The 16,179-nt window shown below is 63.5% G+C and carries 10 protein-coding genes; 9 read left to right on the top strand and 1 reads right to left on the bottom strand.

The window, feature by feature from the left end:
* The first annotated feature begins 71 nt into the window (after positions 1 to 71).
* The 4 genes from murJ to PWM43_RS04710 all read left to right on the top strand — a co-directional run bounded on the left by murJ (position 72) and on the right by PWM43_RS04710 (position 8,715).
* Complete coding sequence (gene murJ, locus PWM43_RS04725; protein ID WP_289843594.1) at positions 72 to 1,619, top strand: murein biosynthesis integral membrane protein MurJ; 1,548 nt, start codon at positions 72 to 74, stop codon at positions 1,617 to 1,619.
* A 182-nt stretch (positions 1,620 to 1,801) separates the two neighbouring features.
* A complete protein-coding gene (locus tag PWM43_RS04720) occupies positions 1,802 to 3,067 on the top strand; it encodes an MFS transporter (protein ID WP_289841415.1) in 1,266 nt (421 codons plus the stop codon).
* A gap of 86 nt (positions 3,068 to 3,153) precedes the next feature.
* Positions 3,154 to 5,802: a DNA mismatch repair protein MutS gene (mutS, locus tag PWM43_RS04715; RefSeq protein ID WP_289841414.1), complete on the top strand. Its 2,649-nt coding sequence runs from the start codon at positions 3,154 to 3,156 to the stop codon at positions 5,800 to 5,802.
* A gap of 66 nt (positions 5,803 to 5,868) precedes the next feature.
* Complete coding sequence (locus PWM43_RS04710; protein ID WP_289841413.1) at positions 5,869 to 8,715, top strand: [protein-PII] uridylyltransferase; 2,847 nt, start codon at positions 5,869 to 5,871, stop codon at positions 8,713 to 8,715.
* On the opposite strand, the gene PWM43_RS04705 is transcribed toward PWM43_RS04710, so the two are convergent.
* On the bottom strand, positions 8,683 to 10,431 hold the full coding sequence (locus PWM43_RS04705) for a tetratricopeptide repeat protein (protein ID WP_289841412.1): 1,749 nt from the start codon (positions 10,429 to 10,431) through the stop codon (positions 8,683 to 8,685). The two genes, PWM43_RS04710 and PWM43_RS04705, sit on opposite strands and share 33 nt — an antisense overlap.
* A 185-nt stretch (positions 10,432 to 10,616) precedes the next feature.
* Between PWM43_RS04705 and PWM43_RS04700 the strand changes: the two genes are divergently transcribed.
* The 5 genes from PWM43_RS04700 (at position 10,617) to PWM43_RS04680 (ending at position 16,168) form a co-directional block, all read left to right on the top strand.
* Positions 10,617 to 10,847, top strand: coding sequence for a hypothetical protein (locus PWM43_RS04700; RefSeq protein WP_289841411.1), 231 nt, complete (start codon positions 10,617 to 10,619; stop codon positions 10,845 to 10,847).
* A gap of 162 nt (positions 10,848 to 11,009) precedes the next feature.
* A complete protein-coding gene (locus PWM43_RS04695; protein ID WP_289841410.1) occupies positions 11,010 to 11,993 on the top strand; it encodes an L-dopachrome tautomerase-related protein in 984 nt (327 codons plus the stop codon).
* Positions 11,994 to 12,068: 75 nt separating this feature from the next.
* Positions 12,069 to 13,463, top strand: coding sequence for a threonine synthase (thrC, locus tag PWM43_RS04690; protein WP_289841409.1), 1,395 nt, complete (start codon positions 12,069 to 12,071; stop codon positions 13,461 to 13,463).
* A 99-nt stretch (positions 13,464 to 13,562) separates the two neighbouring features.
* Complete coding sequence (locus PWM43_RS04685) at positions 13,563 to 14,828, top strand: M16 family metallopeptidase (RefSeq protein WP_289841408.1); 1,266 nt, start codon at positions 13,563 to 13,565, stop codon at positions 14,826 to 14,828.
* Positions 14,825 to 16,168, top strand: a complete 1,344-nt coding sequence (locus tag PWM43_RS04680) for a TldD/PmbA family protein (protein WP_289841407.1) — start codon at positions 14,825 to 14,827, stop codon at positions 16,166 to 16,168. The genes PWM43_RS04685 and PWM43_RS04680 overlap by 4 nt, the downstream gene beginning before the upstream one ends.
* Positions 16,169 to 16,179: the final 11 nt, after the last annotated feature.

Genomic DNA, 16,179 nt, shown 5'->3' with positions numbered 1-16,179 from the left:
GATAGAGCCCGGTGCGGGACGTTTCCGTGCCTCCCCATGTGCGAATTCACCATTCGGTATTACAAGCCCTGATGATCAAGAATTTCCTGACTGTTGGCGGCTGGACCATGCTGTCGCGCGTGCTCGGCCTCGTCCGGGACCAGCTCATGGCCGCTGTCGTGGGCGCCAACGGCGTGCAGGACGCCTATCTGATCGCGGCGCGGCTGCCGAACATGTTCCGCAGCCTGTTCGGCGAAGGCGCTTTCAATGCGACCTTCGTGCCCATGTTCACCGCGCGGCTCGAGCGTGACGGACACGAAAACGCTCGTCAGTTCGCCAGCGAGGCGCTGAGCGCGCTGGTGTCGTGGCTGCTCGTCCTGACGGTTCTGGGCGAGATCTGCATGCCGTGGATCACACGCGTCATGGCCTCGGGCTATGGTGTCAACGGACAGCGCTTCGATCTCGCGGTTTCGCTGATGCGGATCACCTTCCCGTATCTGGTTCTGATCTGCGCGGCCGCGCTGGTCGCCGGAGTCCTGAACGCCATGCACCGGTTCGCCATCGCGGCGGCGGCTTACGTGGCGTTCAACATCATCGGCATAACCTCGATCGCCGTGGGTGCGTGGATCACGCATGACGTGGTCCGCGCCAGCGCCGTCGGCATCACCATTTCGGGCGTGGTCCAGTTTTCCGTCCTGTTCTGGGCCGTTCGCCGCGCGGGCATGAAGCTCACCTTCGGCATTCCGCGCCTCACATCCGCGATGCGCGACATGCTGAGACGCTTTGCCCCGGCCCTTGTCGGATCGGGCGTGACCCAGCTCAATCTTACGGTCGATACCACGATCGCCTCGTGGCTCCCGGCGGGATCGCTTTCCTGGATCTACTTCGCCGATCGCGTGAACCAGCTTCCGCTCGGCGTTCTCGGCGCGGCGGCGGGCACGACGCTCCTGCCCGTCCTGACGCGCCACGCCGCGAACGGAGAGCGCGCCGAAGGCCAGCAGACCCACAACCGGGCGCTCGAATATACCCTCCTGCTGACCCTGCCCGCCTGTTGCGGGCTTATGGCGCTCGCACCGGAAATCATTGCATCCCTCTTCGGTTACGGCCGCTTCGACGCCCATGACGTCACCTGCACAGCGCAAGCCTTACGCGCCTATGCGATCGGTCTGCCAGCCTTCATCATGGTGAAGGTCCTGACTCCCGGGTTCTACGCGCATGGCGATACGCGAACGCCGGTCCGCATCGGATTCGTCGCCATCGCCGTCAATCTCGCCTTGAACCTCGTTCTCTATCGTCCGCTCGCCCATATGGGGCCCCCGCTCGCCAGCGCGCTGGCCGCCGTGCTCAATGTCGGCATGCTGGCCACGGTCCTCCACCGGCGCGGCGTCTTCGCGCCCACGAGACTCCTGATCAAACGCCTTGCCCTCATGCTCGCATCCGCCCTTGGCATGGCCGTCTTTTCCTATGGGGTCGCGCATTGGCTCATGCCGGACATGACGCAATGGCATGCGGCGATGCGCGTTTCCGCCCTCGGCGCGCTGATCGCGGCCTCCGGCGCTCTCTATCTCGGTCTTCTCGCGGCGCTGGGAATCGCATCTCCACGCACCGTCCTGGGGCGGCTGCGTCGCCGTCGGCCCTGAAGTTCGGACAGGGAGAGACGCATCTTCACCCGACATTGACGCATTCTCGCGCGAATGTGGTGCCCGGCCCCTTGTCGGCTCCCCCCTCATGCGCAACGAATTCGCGGTCGCGTCCTGCGACGTCATGACTCCGTCAGTCCGAAACCCGCTTGTCTCCGGGCGAGCCGCCTCGAAAGACCGCCATGCACGCCCATTCCGACCGTTCCGCGCCCAACGCGGTGACGGCCCATGACGAGACCACAGCCAGACATGTGATCGCGGCGTCGTTTCTCGGCTGGACGCTCGATGCCTGTGACTTTTTCATCGTGCTTTTCACACTCGATAACGTTGCGAAGAGCTTCGGCGCTTCCATAGAGACCATTCTGCTCGCGCCCACCCTGACACTGGTGACACGCCCGATCGGCGCGTTCCTGTGCGGGCGCGCGGCCGACAAATATGGCCGCAAACCCGTCATGATCGCGACCATCGTCATCTTCTCGCTCATTGAGGCCGCCTCAGCCTTCGCGCCAACACTTTTCGTCTTCCTGACGCTGCGGGCGCTGTTCGGCATCGCGCTTGGCGGTGAATGGGGCGTCGGCACGTCGCTCATCATGGAGAGCATCCCGCCCTCATGGCGCGGCTGGGCCTCCGGTCTTCTGCAATCGGGCTATCCGGCAGGTTACCTGTTGTCGTCGCTGCTGTTTCTCCTCCTGCCTTTCGTCGGCTGGAAGGGACTTTACCTCATGGGAGCCGGGGCGATCATCGTCGCCTTATACATCTGGGTCCGTGTGCCGGAGAGCCCCGAATGGCTGGCGCGCAAAGCCGCCGGACAGACCCAGGGCGCCCATACGTCCGAGCCGGGCCTGTGGGCGGTCGTCAGCGGCAACCCCATGCTCTGCGTGTTCGCCATCGCGCTGATGGCCGCCTTTACGTTCCTCAGCCATGGCTCGCAGGATCTGTATCCCAAGCTGTTCCTCGGACTCGAGCGCGGACTGCATCCGACAGCCATCACCGCGATCGTCGTGTTCTACAATATCGCGGCCATGGTCGGGGGCCTGTTCTTCGGCGCACTTTCGCAAAAGATCGGACGACAATACGCCATCGCCATCGCCGCCATCCTGACCCTGCCTCTGCTGCCCCTGTGGACGCTCCCGCACAGCGCCATATGGCTCGCCGTGGGCGCATTCGGCATCCAGTTCTGCATTCAGGGCGCGTGGGGCGTGGTGCCGGCCTATCTGAGCGAACTTTCGCCAGCATCCGTCCGCGCGACATTCCCAGGCCTTGCGTATCAGTGCGGCAATCTCATCGCGGCCAGCAACGGCCTGATCCAGAACAGGATGGCGTCCGTGCTTGGCACGGGCCTGGCCATCCCGCTCATGGTGATCGTCGGAGGTGCCGCCGTTTCGATTGCCGTGCTGATCCTGCTGAATGCCCGGCTGCACCCCACACCGGGGCATCCCGCCGATTGATCCTGTGCCGACTGATCTTCCGCTGACTGATCTCGTGCCGAGGATCGCGGTTCCATTCATCAGAACGTAACGGTAAACACGCAGATATGAGCGTCATCGTTCCTCCGCCTCCCTCACCCGACGGCGCCACGCCCGCGATGGTGCAATGGTTCGCCCTGAAAAAGCAGGAGCCGGACGCGCTCCTGTTTTTCCGCATGGGCGATTTTTACGAACTGTTTTTCGGCGATGCCGAGACGGCGGCGCTTGCGCTCGACATTGCGCTGACCACAAGAGGCAAGCATGGCGGCGAACCCATCTCCATGTGCGGCGTGCCCGTCGCCGCCGCTCAGGCCTATCTCGCCCGCCTGATCCGGCGGGGCTTCCGTGTCGCCGTCGCGGAACAGACGCAAAGCGCGCCCAAGCCCGGTGAAAAGCCGCTCAAAGGCCCGCTCAATCGCGCGATCGTGCGTCTCGTCACCCCGGGAACGCTGACGGAAGAGGAGCTTCTCGAAGCGGGCCGCCAGAACCTGCTTCTGGCTCTCGCGCGCCCTTCCCATGGCCGTCGCGGCGGCAGCGATCAGATCGGCGCGGCCTGGATCGATATTTCAACCGGTGTTTTCGAAACCCAGGCGATCTCCCACGATGCTCTCGGAGAGCTTCTGGGCCGTCTCGATCCGGCGGAGATTCTCGCCGACGCAGCACTGGTGCCGCCGGATTTCGCGCCCCGACTCGCACCGTCGGTCGTCGTTCCAACGGCGGACAAAGCAGCGGCCGATATCGCGCGCGCCTTCGACGTTGCCCAGGCTGGCGTTCTGGGTGATTTCAAGGAAGAAGAAACCATCGCCGCCGCCATGGCGCTGGGATACGTTCGCCGCAGTCAGGCAGGCGCGATGCCGCGTCTGTCGCGTCCGATATCGCAGGGCGAGACTGGCGTGCTGGGTCTTGATCCCTCGACCCGGGCCAGTCTCGACCTGCTGTCCGGACGTGACGGCACCACGACGCATTCTCTTTTCGAAGCCGTGTGCCGCACTTCCAGCGCCGCGGGTTCGCGCCTTCTCGCAGCGTGGATCGCAGGTCCGACGACCGATATCGCCCTGATCGCGCAAAGACAGGCGGCGTGGCGATGGCTGGCCGACAGGCCCGAACTGCGCGCATCCGTGGCGCAGCTCCTGCGGCGCGTGCCGGATATCGCCCGTGCCCTGGGCCGCATGTCCGCCGGACGGGGCCAGCCCCGCGATCTGGCGGCCATCCGGGATGCGCTTGAATCCGCCAATGCGTTCGTAGTACTCCTCCAGCCGCTCTGCTCAAGCGAAACGCCAGGGTTTATCCGCGACATAAACGCCGGACTTTACGGACGCGCGGACGCCCTGCTCGACCGCCTGACGGCGGCGCTTGCCGACGAATTGCCCGCGCGGCTCGATGACGGTGGCGTCATTGCCGCTGGATTCGATGCGGATCTGGACCGTTACAGGGCCTTGCGCGACGACAGCCGCAAACTCATTGCCGCCCTTCAGGCCCGCTACGCCGAAACCTTCGGCATCCCCAATCTCAAGATCCGTCATCACGCCCAGCTCGGTTATGTGATGGAAGTGGCGGCGGGGATGGCGACGAGGCTGAAGGCGCATGCCGAACTCTCCTTCCGTCAGGGCACGGCCAGCCTTGCTCGTTTTTCGACCCCGGAGCTTGCGGAACTCGACCGGGCCATCCTCGACGCGGGAGAGCGCGCTTCCGTCCTCGAACGGCAGATTTTCAATGGACTGGTCGCGCAGGCCGTCGCTCACGAGGCCCTGCCCGAAATCGCGGAGATGTTCGCGCTGGCCGACGTCGTGCAATCCGCCGCCCATCTGGCGCAGGGCGGGGACTGGTGTTGTCCCGAGGTGACGGACGACCAGAGTTTCGAGCTTCGTCAATGCCGTCATCCAGTCGTCGAGGCGGCGCTGGACCGCCAGACACGGTTTATTCCCAATGACTGCCGCCTGCCTCCCGAACACCGGGTCATGCTGCTGACCGGCCCGAACATGGCGGGCAAATCGACCTTCCTGCGACAGACGGCGCTGGCCGTCATTCTCGCACAGGCCGGTTTGCCGGTTCCCGCGGAAAAAGCGCGGATCGGCGTCGTGGACCGTCTTTTTTCCCGCGTGGGAGCAGCCGACGACCTCGCGCGCGGACGTTCCACGTTCATGGTGGAAATGACGGAGACCGCCGCCATTCTCCGCCAGGCGGGTCCGCGCTCCCTCGTCGTCGTCGACGAGATCGGTCGGGGCACCGCGACGCTCGACGGCCTTGCGATCGCCTGGGCGACGCTGGAAGCGCTTCACTCCCAGCTCGGCTCCCGCACGATTTTCGCGACCCACTTTCACGAACTGGGCACGCTGACCGATTCCATGCCGCGCCTGACGCCCTACACGATGGCGGTGCGGGAATGGCAGGGCAAAGTGATTTTCCAGCATGAGGTGCGTTCGGGCAGCGCGCGTAAAAGCTGGGGAGTTCATGTCGCCCAGCTCGCAGGCGTGCCCGAACCGGTCGTTCGCCGCGCGGGACGACTCCTTGCGGCCCTGGAACGGGAGCATACGCTTCAACGCCCGACCCTTCCTCTTTTCGATCAGACCGGAAAATCGGAACCCCATGTGGCGGTCGATCCGCTCCGGGCCGAACTCGAGGGAATCGATCCTGACGCGCTTTCGCCGCGCGAAGCGTTGCAGATGCTCTACAGTCTGAAAAAACTGATGCTTGAGCCAGACGATCCACCTGCGTAAAGCTGGACCCGGCGCATGTCGCAATGCGATAATCCTTCTTTCCTCCCGCCCTGATGACGGATTTTGATGCGCCCTTTCCACGCCACAGGCACCGACGATATGCGAGCCAGCCTCGAAGCCGCTCTCGCCAGCGCGAGTGCCAGCATTGGAGAGGGAAGCCTTCTGTCCCGTGATGAAGCCGTCGGCATTTTCCGGCTTCACCTAGGACGTCAATATGGCGAAATCAGGCAACTGTTCGAAACCCGGCGCCTCAAGGGCATCGCGGCCGCCGGACTTCTGGCGACACTGACCGATGGCGTGATCGAGCGTCTCGCCACATTCGCCGCACGCGTCAATGCTCCCGGAAAGACCGTGGCTCCGCCGCCATCTTTCTGCGTCTGCGCGACGGGTGGTTACGGAGCGGGACTGCTCGCACCCTTCAGTGACATCGATCTTCTTTTCCTCACGGAAGATGAACTGACACCCGAAGTCTCGGCGCAGATCGAATATATTCTTTATTTTCTGTGGGATCTGGGCCTCAGGGTCGGCCATGCCACGCGCTCTATCGAAGGCTGTCTCGAAGCCGCGCGAGAGGATCTCACGGTTCGCACCACATTAATCGACGCGAGGATGCTGTGGGGTTCGCGAAAGCTTTTTGAAACGTTCGGTCAGCGCTATAATCCGTCGCCGGAACAGGCTGCGGAATTCATTCGCGACAAAATGGCGGAGCGCGCCGAACGCCATCGCCGGTTTGAAGAAAATCCCCATATGGTGGAGCCGAACGTCAAGGAAGGTCCCGGCGGTCTGCGGGATCTCCAGACGCTGAACTGGCTCGGACGCGCAGCACTTGGTCCCGGCGGCATGAATCCCGCCGCGGAGCGCGACGGGACGACACCGTTCTTTGCCTCATGCGGCCTTCTGACCGAGCAGGAAACGAACCGGGCGCGTCGCGCGTGGAACCTGCTGTGGACGGTTCGCATGCATCTTCACTACATCGCGGGGCGTGCCGACGAGCGGCTTCTGTTCGATATGCAGCCTGTCGTCGGCGGCCGCATGGGCTATGCCGGGCATGGGCGGCAGGTCGGCGTCGAGCGCTTCATGCGCCACTATTTCCTGACGGCCCGGGAAGTCATGCGCCTGACGCATGTGCTTGAACCCGCGATCATCGAGCACCTTCTGGGCGCGCCTCGGATTGATCCGACGGAACCTGAACTGGCTCAGGAACTGGCGAGCACGGATGCGTGTTTGATCGATGGGCAGATAGCACCCATACCCGAGCATGATTTCGAGAAATATCCAGCCCGCATGATCGGGATGCTCGACTGTGCGCGTCGCCATCGCCTCCCCCTTCATCCGCTGGTCTGGCAGCAGCTGATCCGTCATGAACGACGGGGCGTCGCGCTGCGCGGCGATCTCGCAACCATGGAATGCCTCACGCGCCTGCTTTGCGCGCCGACCCGGGAGGGCGCGAATGTTTCGCGCACCGCGCAGCCAAAAAGCGGAGCGGACTGGGCGGCGCTGCTGAGCGAAACCGGTCTGCTCGGCGCCATCCTGCCGGACTGGTCGCGTATCGTTGGTCAGATGCAGTTCGACACGTATCATATCTATACTGTGGACGTGCACAACATCGAAGCCGTCCGCATGCTTGGCTGTATCGAGCAGGGGCGGATGGCCGACGAGATTCCCCTCGCCTATGCTCTGGCTCATGACGTCCAGTCGCGCCGCGCCCTGTATATCGCCACGCTGATCCATGACATCGCCAAGGGACGCGGCGGCGATCATTCCGAACTCGGCTCCGAAGTCGCCCTCCAGCTCTGCCCCGCCCTTGGTCTGGATATCGAAGAAACGGAAACCGTTTCGTGGCTCGTGCTGCATCATCTGCTTCTAAGCCAGACAGCTTTCCGTCGTGATATCGACGATCCCCGTACCATTCTCGACCTGGCCGACACCATCCAGTCTCCCGAGCGTCTGCGCCTTCTCCTTCTCCTGACCATCGCCGATACCCGCGCCGTCAACCCCACCGTCTGGAACGCCTGGAAAGCCACGCTTCTGCGCGAGCTTTACACGCGCGTCGCGGAGGTTCTCGAAGGCGGAATGGCCGCCGAAGAACGGGACGTGCGTGTGGATCGCGCCAAGGAAATGGCCCGCGACGGCCTGCTCCGGCAGGGTATGCCAGCAGAGCAGGTCGAGCATTTCCTCGGCCTTGGTTATGCCGGCTACTGGCTGGGCTTCGACGCGGACACCCATATGCGTCACGCCCATCTCGTCGCTGAGGCCCAGACGAATCAGGCGCCGGTCACGGTGGAGGCGCTGGCCATTCCCTCCCGGGACATTACAGAAATCACGACGCTGAGTGCGGATCATTCGGGCCTGTTCAGCCTCATTACGGGCGCATTGGCGGTCGCCGGAGCGTCGATTGTCGATGCCCGCATCCACACGCTGAGCGATGGCATGGCGCTGGACACCTTCTGGGTGCAGAACGCCCAGGGCCACGCGTTCGAAACATCCGCCCAGCTTGGACGCCTTCGCAAGCTCGTCAACCAGTCCCTTGCCGGGGTCCTGAACGTGGACCGGGAAATCGAACGGGTCTCGCAGCATCGTCGCCCGGGCCGCCGGATGCGCGCGATTCACGTGCCTCCACGCGTGGTCATCGATAATGGCGCCTCGGACCGCTACACCATTATCGAAGTGAACGGACGCGATCGTCCCGGCCTGCTCCATGACGTCACCCAGGCCATCAGCGAGCAGAACCTCCAGATATCCTCCGCCCATGTGACGACCTATGGCGTCCGCGCGGTGGACGTGTTCTACGTCCGCGATCTGGACGGAAAGAAAATCATCGGTGATGCCCGAATCGCTGAAATCCGAGGCATCATTCTCGAGGTTCTCCGCAAGGGAGAGTCAGCCTCTCTTGCTCGCGAGGACGCCGCCTGACACGTCCGCCCTCAGGGCTTCCACGACCCTGGCGACGACCGGAGGCCACGCGATATCCGGCACATCGGGGGTAGTGGCCTGAAACATCGTAATGCTTTCGTACCAGGAGGGGCCACGCCACCGCCAGTCTCCGCCGTAACGGTTCAGGAGCCACGCAGGTCGGCCCAGCGCCCCGGCCAGATGCACGACGACGCTGTCCACGCCGATGATCAGTTCACATGACGCAACCGCACGCGCCGTCGCCGCCAGATCCGACATGTCGGCATGGATCATGCCAGCCAGATCCGCATCGGACACGTCTTTCTGGAGACACAGAAATTCAACACCCGGAACGTCGAAAACGGGGGCAATCTGGGCGCGCGTCAGAGAACGGCGACGATCGAAACGATAATGGCGACTCCCCGACCACATGATCCCGACACGTCCCCCCACCGGCCCGACATCCACGACGAAATACGGCGCGGGGTCGGGCGCGTCGTGACAGTGCAGCAGAAACGGCAAGCTCAGAAGGTTGGCGGACAATCCCTCCTCAGAAGCAGACGCGACCTGAACCCGACCGGGCGGCAAATTCGCCAGAGAGGGCATCAAGGCGAGCAGTTTCCCGGCGGCATCTGGCAGACAGACGCGCAAAGGGGCGCGTTCAGCGGCCATCGGCAGATAACGCAGAAACTGCACGATATCCCCGAGTCCCTGCTCAGCGTGAATGGTCACGGGCCGATCCGTGGGCTGGCCGTCCCATGTTTCCGGAGCCAGAGGAACGAAGGCGCTTCGAGACTGGAACGCGGCCCATCCCTCCGCCATGCGTCCCTGTCCGAGAAGGAGCGCAGCATGGTTGAATTCCGCCCTCACCGCTTCCTCGCCCGCATTCGTGATCATGATGTCCCGCAGACTGGCGCTGGCCCGTTTCGCCTCTCCCAGCTCCGAGAGAAGCGTCGCATGGTTGTTGCGAACGCGCAGGTCATCGGGCGCCCGTCTCGCCGCATCCTCAAAGGCGCGACCGGCGGCGAGCAAATGCCCCCGCGCCATTTCGACCAGACCGAGATTGTTCAAGGTTTCGGCAGCGACATCATCGGACGTCTCGACAGCCCGCAGAAGCGCAGCATGGGCTTCCTCGAACGCGCCACACTCGAAGAGTGCGGCGCCCAGATTGGCCCAGGCGGCTGCAAGATCAGGTTGTCGGGCGACGATGTCCTGAAAGACCCCGACGGCCTCGGCCTTGCGCTCCGCACGCATCAATTGCGCTCCGAGAGCCTGCATGCAGGACAGGTCATCCGGCGCAAGGCGCAACGCTTCCGACAGGGCGATGAGACTGTCATCGAGCCGACCAAGCCCTGCCAGTATGGTGCCCATCAGAAGATGTGCTCGCGGATTCAGGGGCTGCAAAAGAATGGAAACATGCAGCGCAGCGCGGGCCGGTTCGAGATGGTGCTCATCGGCGAGCCCCTGCGCAAGGGTGAGATGAAAACGCCCCCGCTGGGCTTCAGAGAGGTTTCCATCATTCAGGGCGCGCCCCGCCAGCCCTATGGCCAGCGCGGCCTTGCCGCTCGCAAGCGCCACACAGGCAAGACCGTGCAGAGCCTCCGGATTCCCGGCTTCGTCCGTCAGTAAAGCCTTGAAGCGGGCTTCGGCCTCGGCGACGCGCCCACCGGCGAGCAGAGCCATCCCCGTATCAGCCTGCTCCCGCCGCCGCATGACCTCAAAGGGATTTTGGCTCATGATCTCGCTCGGAATCTCCGTAATTCGTTTATAAAACCATAATTCGTTAAGAAATAATTCATATCTACTCGCGTAGTTCTGGGTCTGGCCGCCCCAATGCGTGGAAGATGCAATCGATGCAAATCGAGCAGAGAACGGGCTCAGCCCCGGGGACTATTTTCGTAACGATTTCTCATGAGAGTGTCGTGAAAACTATTCCCGTTTTTGTCATGCGGACGGAAACGGGCCGGTTCGTCGCCAAATATCCCGACGGTCGCTGGACCCCCGAGTGCCTGACGCTTGATAATGCCATCATGATGAGTACGACACCACTCTTCCCGATCGCGATCGAGAGGAACGACTGGCTCGTCAGCCAGCAACGCGTCCCCATCAAAAAACTGGACGTACAGCCTCTGGAATTCGAATCGCTCAGCTGACACGTCCACCACCTGGGGACATTACCGCGACGCCGACCCGGACGCGCTTGCCTCCCGTCCTCATTGGCGCGACAGTGTCTCATTATGCTTCCCCGACCGACATCCCTTCCTTCGCCCCGAACGTGGCTCCTGAGCGCGCTCACCATCGGATTTCATGCCGGAATGGCCGCCCACGCGGCTGATCGCTGGGAACATGAGCGTCCCTGGGCCGCCCCGACGCAGCCCGCGGTCATATCTCAGGTCATTCCGACGCCGGACGGCATCCCATGGCACAGCCTGGCCATCACGGCGGCCGGGAAACTGGTGGGACAAAGGCAGGCATCGAGCACCGGCGCCACGCCGTCCGTCGCCATAATCGCCGAGGATGGACATACGACCCCGTTTCCCGCCACAGCCTCATCCGATCTGGCCAATCCGATCGAGCTGACGGCGGATGACGCGGGTCATATCTGGATCCTCGATGCCGGCGTGCGCTCCGAGGGACCATGGTCCCTGACAGAAGTGGATGGACGTTCAGAGACGCCTCTTGGACACTGGCCCCTTCCTCCCGAGACCAGGGTCCCCGGCAGTCGGTTCGCCGCACTCGTCATTCATGGAAATTTTGCCTATCTGGCTGATGAAGGACACGCAGCACTCGCCGTGCTCAACCTTCATGACGGCAAGGGAAAGCGTTTCATCGAGGACGACCCTTCGGTGCGCGGCCGACAGGCCATGGTCGTGGCGGGCAAGCCGGTTCTGGACGCGAATGGTCACGCGATTGCACGGGATGTCAGCCTGCTCGCCCTCACGCATGACGGCAAATGGCTGTTTTATCAGCCACCATGCGGCCCGCTATATCGCCTCTCGACCGAGCTTCTCACCGATCCCTCCTATGGACCGGTCGAGCAGCTCGACGGGATCGTGAAGTGGCGGGAGACCCCCACCCTGGGCGGCATGACGACCAGTGCGAACGATACGCTCTACATGACGGACGTCGCATCGGCGCAGTTGTTGAGTTTCAGCAGTGCGCGCATCCCGCTCTGGCTTCTGCGCGATCCGCGCCTGGCGCAGGCTGCGGTTCCGACCGTCACGCCGGACGGGCATACGCTTTATGTGCCCGTAGCCGGTGGTCCGTCCATCCTGAAGATCGCTCTGCCGCCCCAGTAACGGCTTTTTTCCGCCCAACACCCAACACCCAACGCCGTGCTCCCCGCGGCGCGCCTGCCGTGCTATAGCGATTCGATGCGCTACAGATCGACGCGGGGCGACACGCGCGCCCGGAACTTCTCCGACATTCTTCTGGCTGGCCTTGCCGACGATGGCGGCCTCTACATGCCCGAATCATGGCCACAATTCACGCCCGATGAATGGCGTTCCCTGCGCGGTCTACCCTACGCCGATCTCGCGGCCCGCGTGATCGCGCCCTTCACCGAAGGCGCGATCGATTTCGCGACGCTTTTGCGCCTCTGCACCGAGGCCTATGCGGATTTCGACCATCCGGCCGTAGCACCCCTGGTCGAAATCGAGAACGGCCTGTTCTCGCTGGAACTGTTCCACGGCCCGACTCTCGCGTTCAAAGACATGGCGATGCAGCTGCTCGGCAAGCTGTTCGAGCATGTTCTGACCGAACGCGGCGAGCGCGTGACGATCGTGGGCGCGACATCGGGCGACACCGGCTCGGCCGCGATCGAGGCGTTTCGGGGCAGCAGGCATTTGTCCGTCGCCATTCTCCATCCACGCGGTCGCACGTCTGACGTGCAGCGCCGCCAGATGACGACGGTGAAGGAAGACAATATCCTCAACATCGCCGTCGAAGGCACCTTCGACGACTGTCAGGATCTGGTGAAGGCGATGTTCGCGGATAAGCCCTTCCGCGAAGAGGTGCGTCTTTCCGCCGTCAATTCGATCAACTGGGCGCGTATCGCGGCACAGATCCCCTATTACGTCCGCGCCGCGCTTACGCTCGGCGCGCCGGATCGTGCCGTGTCGTTTGCGGTTCCCACCGGCAATTTCGGCAACGTGCTGGCCGCCTGGGCCGCGTCGAAAATGGGACTGCCCATTCATCGGCTATGCATCGGATCGAACCGCAACGACATCCTGACGCGCTTCCTGGATTGCAACGACATGAGCGTCCGCGGTGTCGAGCCCAGCCTCTCGCCGTCGATGGATATTCAGGTTTCATCGAATTTCGAGCGTCTGCTCTTCGAACTGCTCGACCGTGATAGCGAAGCCTGCGCCCGCATCATGACGCAGTTCCGCGCGACGGGCCGCATGGATGTGCCCCCGACCGCGTGGGACCGTGCCCGCGCCGTGTTTTCCGGTCTGCATCTGAGCGATGAGCAGACGCTGGACGAAATGCGCGAACTCTACAGGAACAGCCACTATCTGGCCGACCCGCATACCGCCATCGGGATCGCGGCGGCCCGACGCGGCCATGAACAGGGCGTGCCCATGGTGGCTGCCGCGACCGCCCATCCCGCGAAATTCCCCGACGCCGTCATCAAGGCGACCGGCATTCATCCGCCCTTGCCCGAAAAACTCGCGGATCTTTTCAAGCGGGCCGAACGTTTCGAAATTCTGCCCAATGACCTCAAGGTTGTAGAATCCGCCGTCAGGACACATCTGCGCCTTGGCTGATCGACTGCCGCCTTGTTTGACCATGACCAGATGCCGGTCCGCTCACCAGAGCGACCGACCGGTGTCCCGCCATCCGACTTTCCAGGAAACCACCGTTTCATGAGTGATCCGATCAACGTCACGCGCCTGCCGAACGGGCTGACCGTCGTTACCGAGCGCATGGAGCGCGTCGAAACCGTCTCTTTCGGCGCCTATGTCTCCAGCGGCACACGACACGAGACCCCGGAGGAAAACGGCGTCTCCCATTTCCTTGAACATATGGCGTTCAAGGGCACGAAACGCCGTTCCGCCGCGAGGATCGCCGAAGAGATCGAGAATGTCGGCGGCCATATCAATGCCTACACGGCCCGGGAGCAGACGGCCTATTACGTCAAGCTCCTCAAGGAAGACCTTCCGCTCGGTATCGACATCATCGGCGATATCCTCACGCACAGCACCTTTCTGGATGAAGAGGTGGAGCGCGAGCGCGGCGTCATCCTTCAGGAAATCGGCCAGGCCAACGACACGCCGGACGACATCGTGTTCGACCACTTTCAGGAAACGGCCTATCCCGACCAGCCGATGGGGCGTCCGACACTGGGAACCGAAGCCCTGATCACGTCCATGAAGCGCGAGACGCTCATGAACTACATGCACACGCATTATACGGCGAGGAACATCGTCATCGCAGCGGCGGGCAATCTCTACCACGAGGCCGTTCTGGACATGGTCTCGTCGCATTTTCGCGATCTGCCCGCCCATGATGCCACGCAGCCGAGCCTCGGACGGTATGTCGGCGGCGAATGCCGGACCACGAAGGACCTCGATCAGGCTCATATCGTCATGGGCTTCCCGTCCGTTCCCTATGGCCATCCGGACTACCACGCGACCCTTCTGCTTTCGACACTGCTCGGGGGCGGCATGTCGTCACGCCTGTTCCAGGAAGTGCGTGAAAAACGCGGACTGGTTTATTCCGTCTATTCCTTTGCCCAACCCTTCCTGGATAGCGGCATATTCGGCATTTATGCTGGCACGGGCGAAGAACAGACCGCCGAGCTCGTTCCCGTCGTCATCGACGAACTGCGCAAGCTGCCGGACGGCATCGCGGAAGCGGAAATCGCGCGCGCGCGCGCCCAGCTCAAGTCGTCCCTGCTCATGTCTCTCGAAAGCACGGGAAGCCGCTGCGAGCAGATTGCCCGGCAGTTGCAGCTTTTCGATCGCGTGATCCCCACGCAGGAAACCGTGGCGCGCGTCAACGCGGTCACCGAGGCCGATATCATTCGCGTCGCCCGGCAGACCTTCACCGGACAGCCGACATTGGCGACCATCGGTCCCGTCTCGAACGTCCCGTCTCTCGATGCCATCCGTAAGAGCCTCGCAGCATGAGCGACACGGACCTGCAGCTCCTTCAGGCGCTCCTCGACGCCGCACGAAAGGCCGGAGCGGACCGCGCCGATGCCATTGCCGTATCATCGACGGCGATCGGCGCCTCCTGCCGCAAGGGCGTGCCGGAGGATCTTGAACATTCCGAGACGACGAATATCGGTCTGCGGGTCTTCGTCGGCCAACGTTCGGCGACGATTTCGGCCACCGAACTCGACCCTGCGCGCTTCGCGGCACTCGCCGGGCAGGCGCTGGCCATGGCGCGGGTTCTGCCGCCCGATCCGCATATCGGCCTGGGCGATCCCGCGACGCAGGGCGTTTACGACTCCGCCCTTCTCGATATGGCCGACCCCACGCCCGCACCAGCCCTCGCGGCCCTTGTCGAGCGCGCGCGCGAAACCGAGGAGATCGCGCTCGCCGTGGCGGGCGTGACGAACAGCAACGGCGCTTCGGCCTCTTACGGGCGAACGCATATCGCCCTGGCCGACAGCAACGGCTTTGCCGCGGATTATGCGCGCACCGGACACAGCACCGGCGTCAGCGTCCTCGCGGGGACCGGTGCAGACATGCAGCGTGACTACGCGGGGCATTCGGCCGTGTTCCTGTCGGATCTCGAAGCCGCGACCAAACTCGGGCGCGAAGCCGGAGAGCGGGCCGTTCGTCGGCTCAACCCGATCAAGCCCCGGACGGGAACAATGCCGGTTATTTATGACAGGCGCGTGTCGGGGAGCCTCATCGGCCATCTTGCCGGAGCCGCCAATGGATCGGCGATTGCGCGGGGCACCTCTTTTTTCTCCGCGAAGCACGGTGAACGGATCCTACCGGCAGGTCTGGCGCTGATTGACGATCCCACGCGGCGCCGCGGCCTGCGATCGCGGCCGTTCGACGCCGAAGGCTTCAGGGCCGCTCCCCTCTCCATCGTGGAAGACGGCATCCTGAAAGAATGGCTTCTCGACACCAGGACCGCACGGCAGCTGGGTCTGGCCTCCAATGGCCGTGCGCAACGCGGCGTCGGCTCGCCGCCTTCACCCGGAGCGAGCAATCTCTATCTGGCGGGAGGCGCGCATTCGGTGGCGTCGCTCATGGGCGATATCAAGGAGGGCCTGTGGATCGAGGATCTCATGGGCTCCTCGATCAATGGTCTGACGGGCGATTACAGCCGCGGGGCCGGTGGTTTCATGATTCGCGATGGCATGCTGGCCGAGCCTATTGCGGAACTGACCATCGCGGGCAATCTCATAGAGATGTTCCTGCGCATGCAGGTGGCGGACGATCTCGAGTTCCGACGTGGCACCGACGCCCCATCGATCCGGATCGACGCCATGCGCGTGGCGGGTGCCTGAGCCGTTACTGA

The organism is Brytella acorum (assembly GCF_029309905.1).
Taxonomy (GTDB): domain Bacteria; phylum Pseudomonadota; class Alphaproteobacteria; order Acetobacterales; family Acetobacteraceae; genus Brytella; species Brytella acorum.
This window is presented reverse-complemented; position numbering and strand designations above follow the sequence as displayed.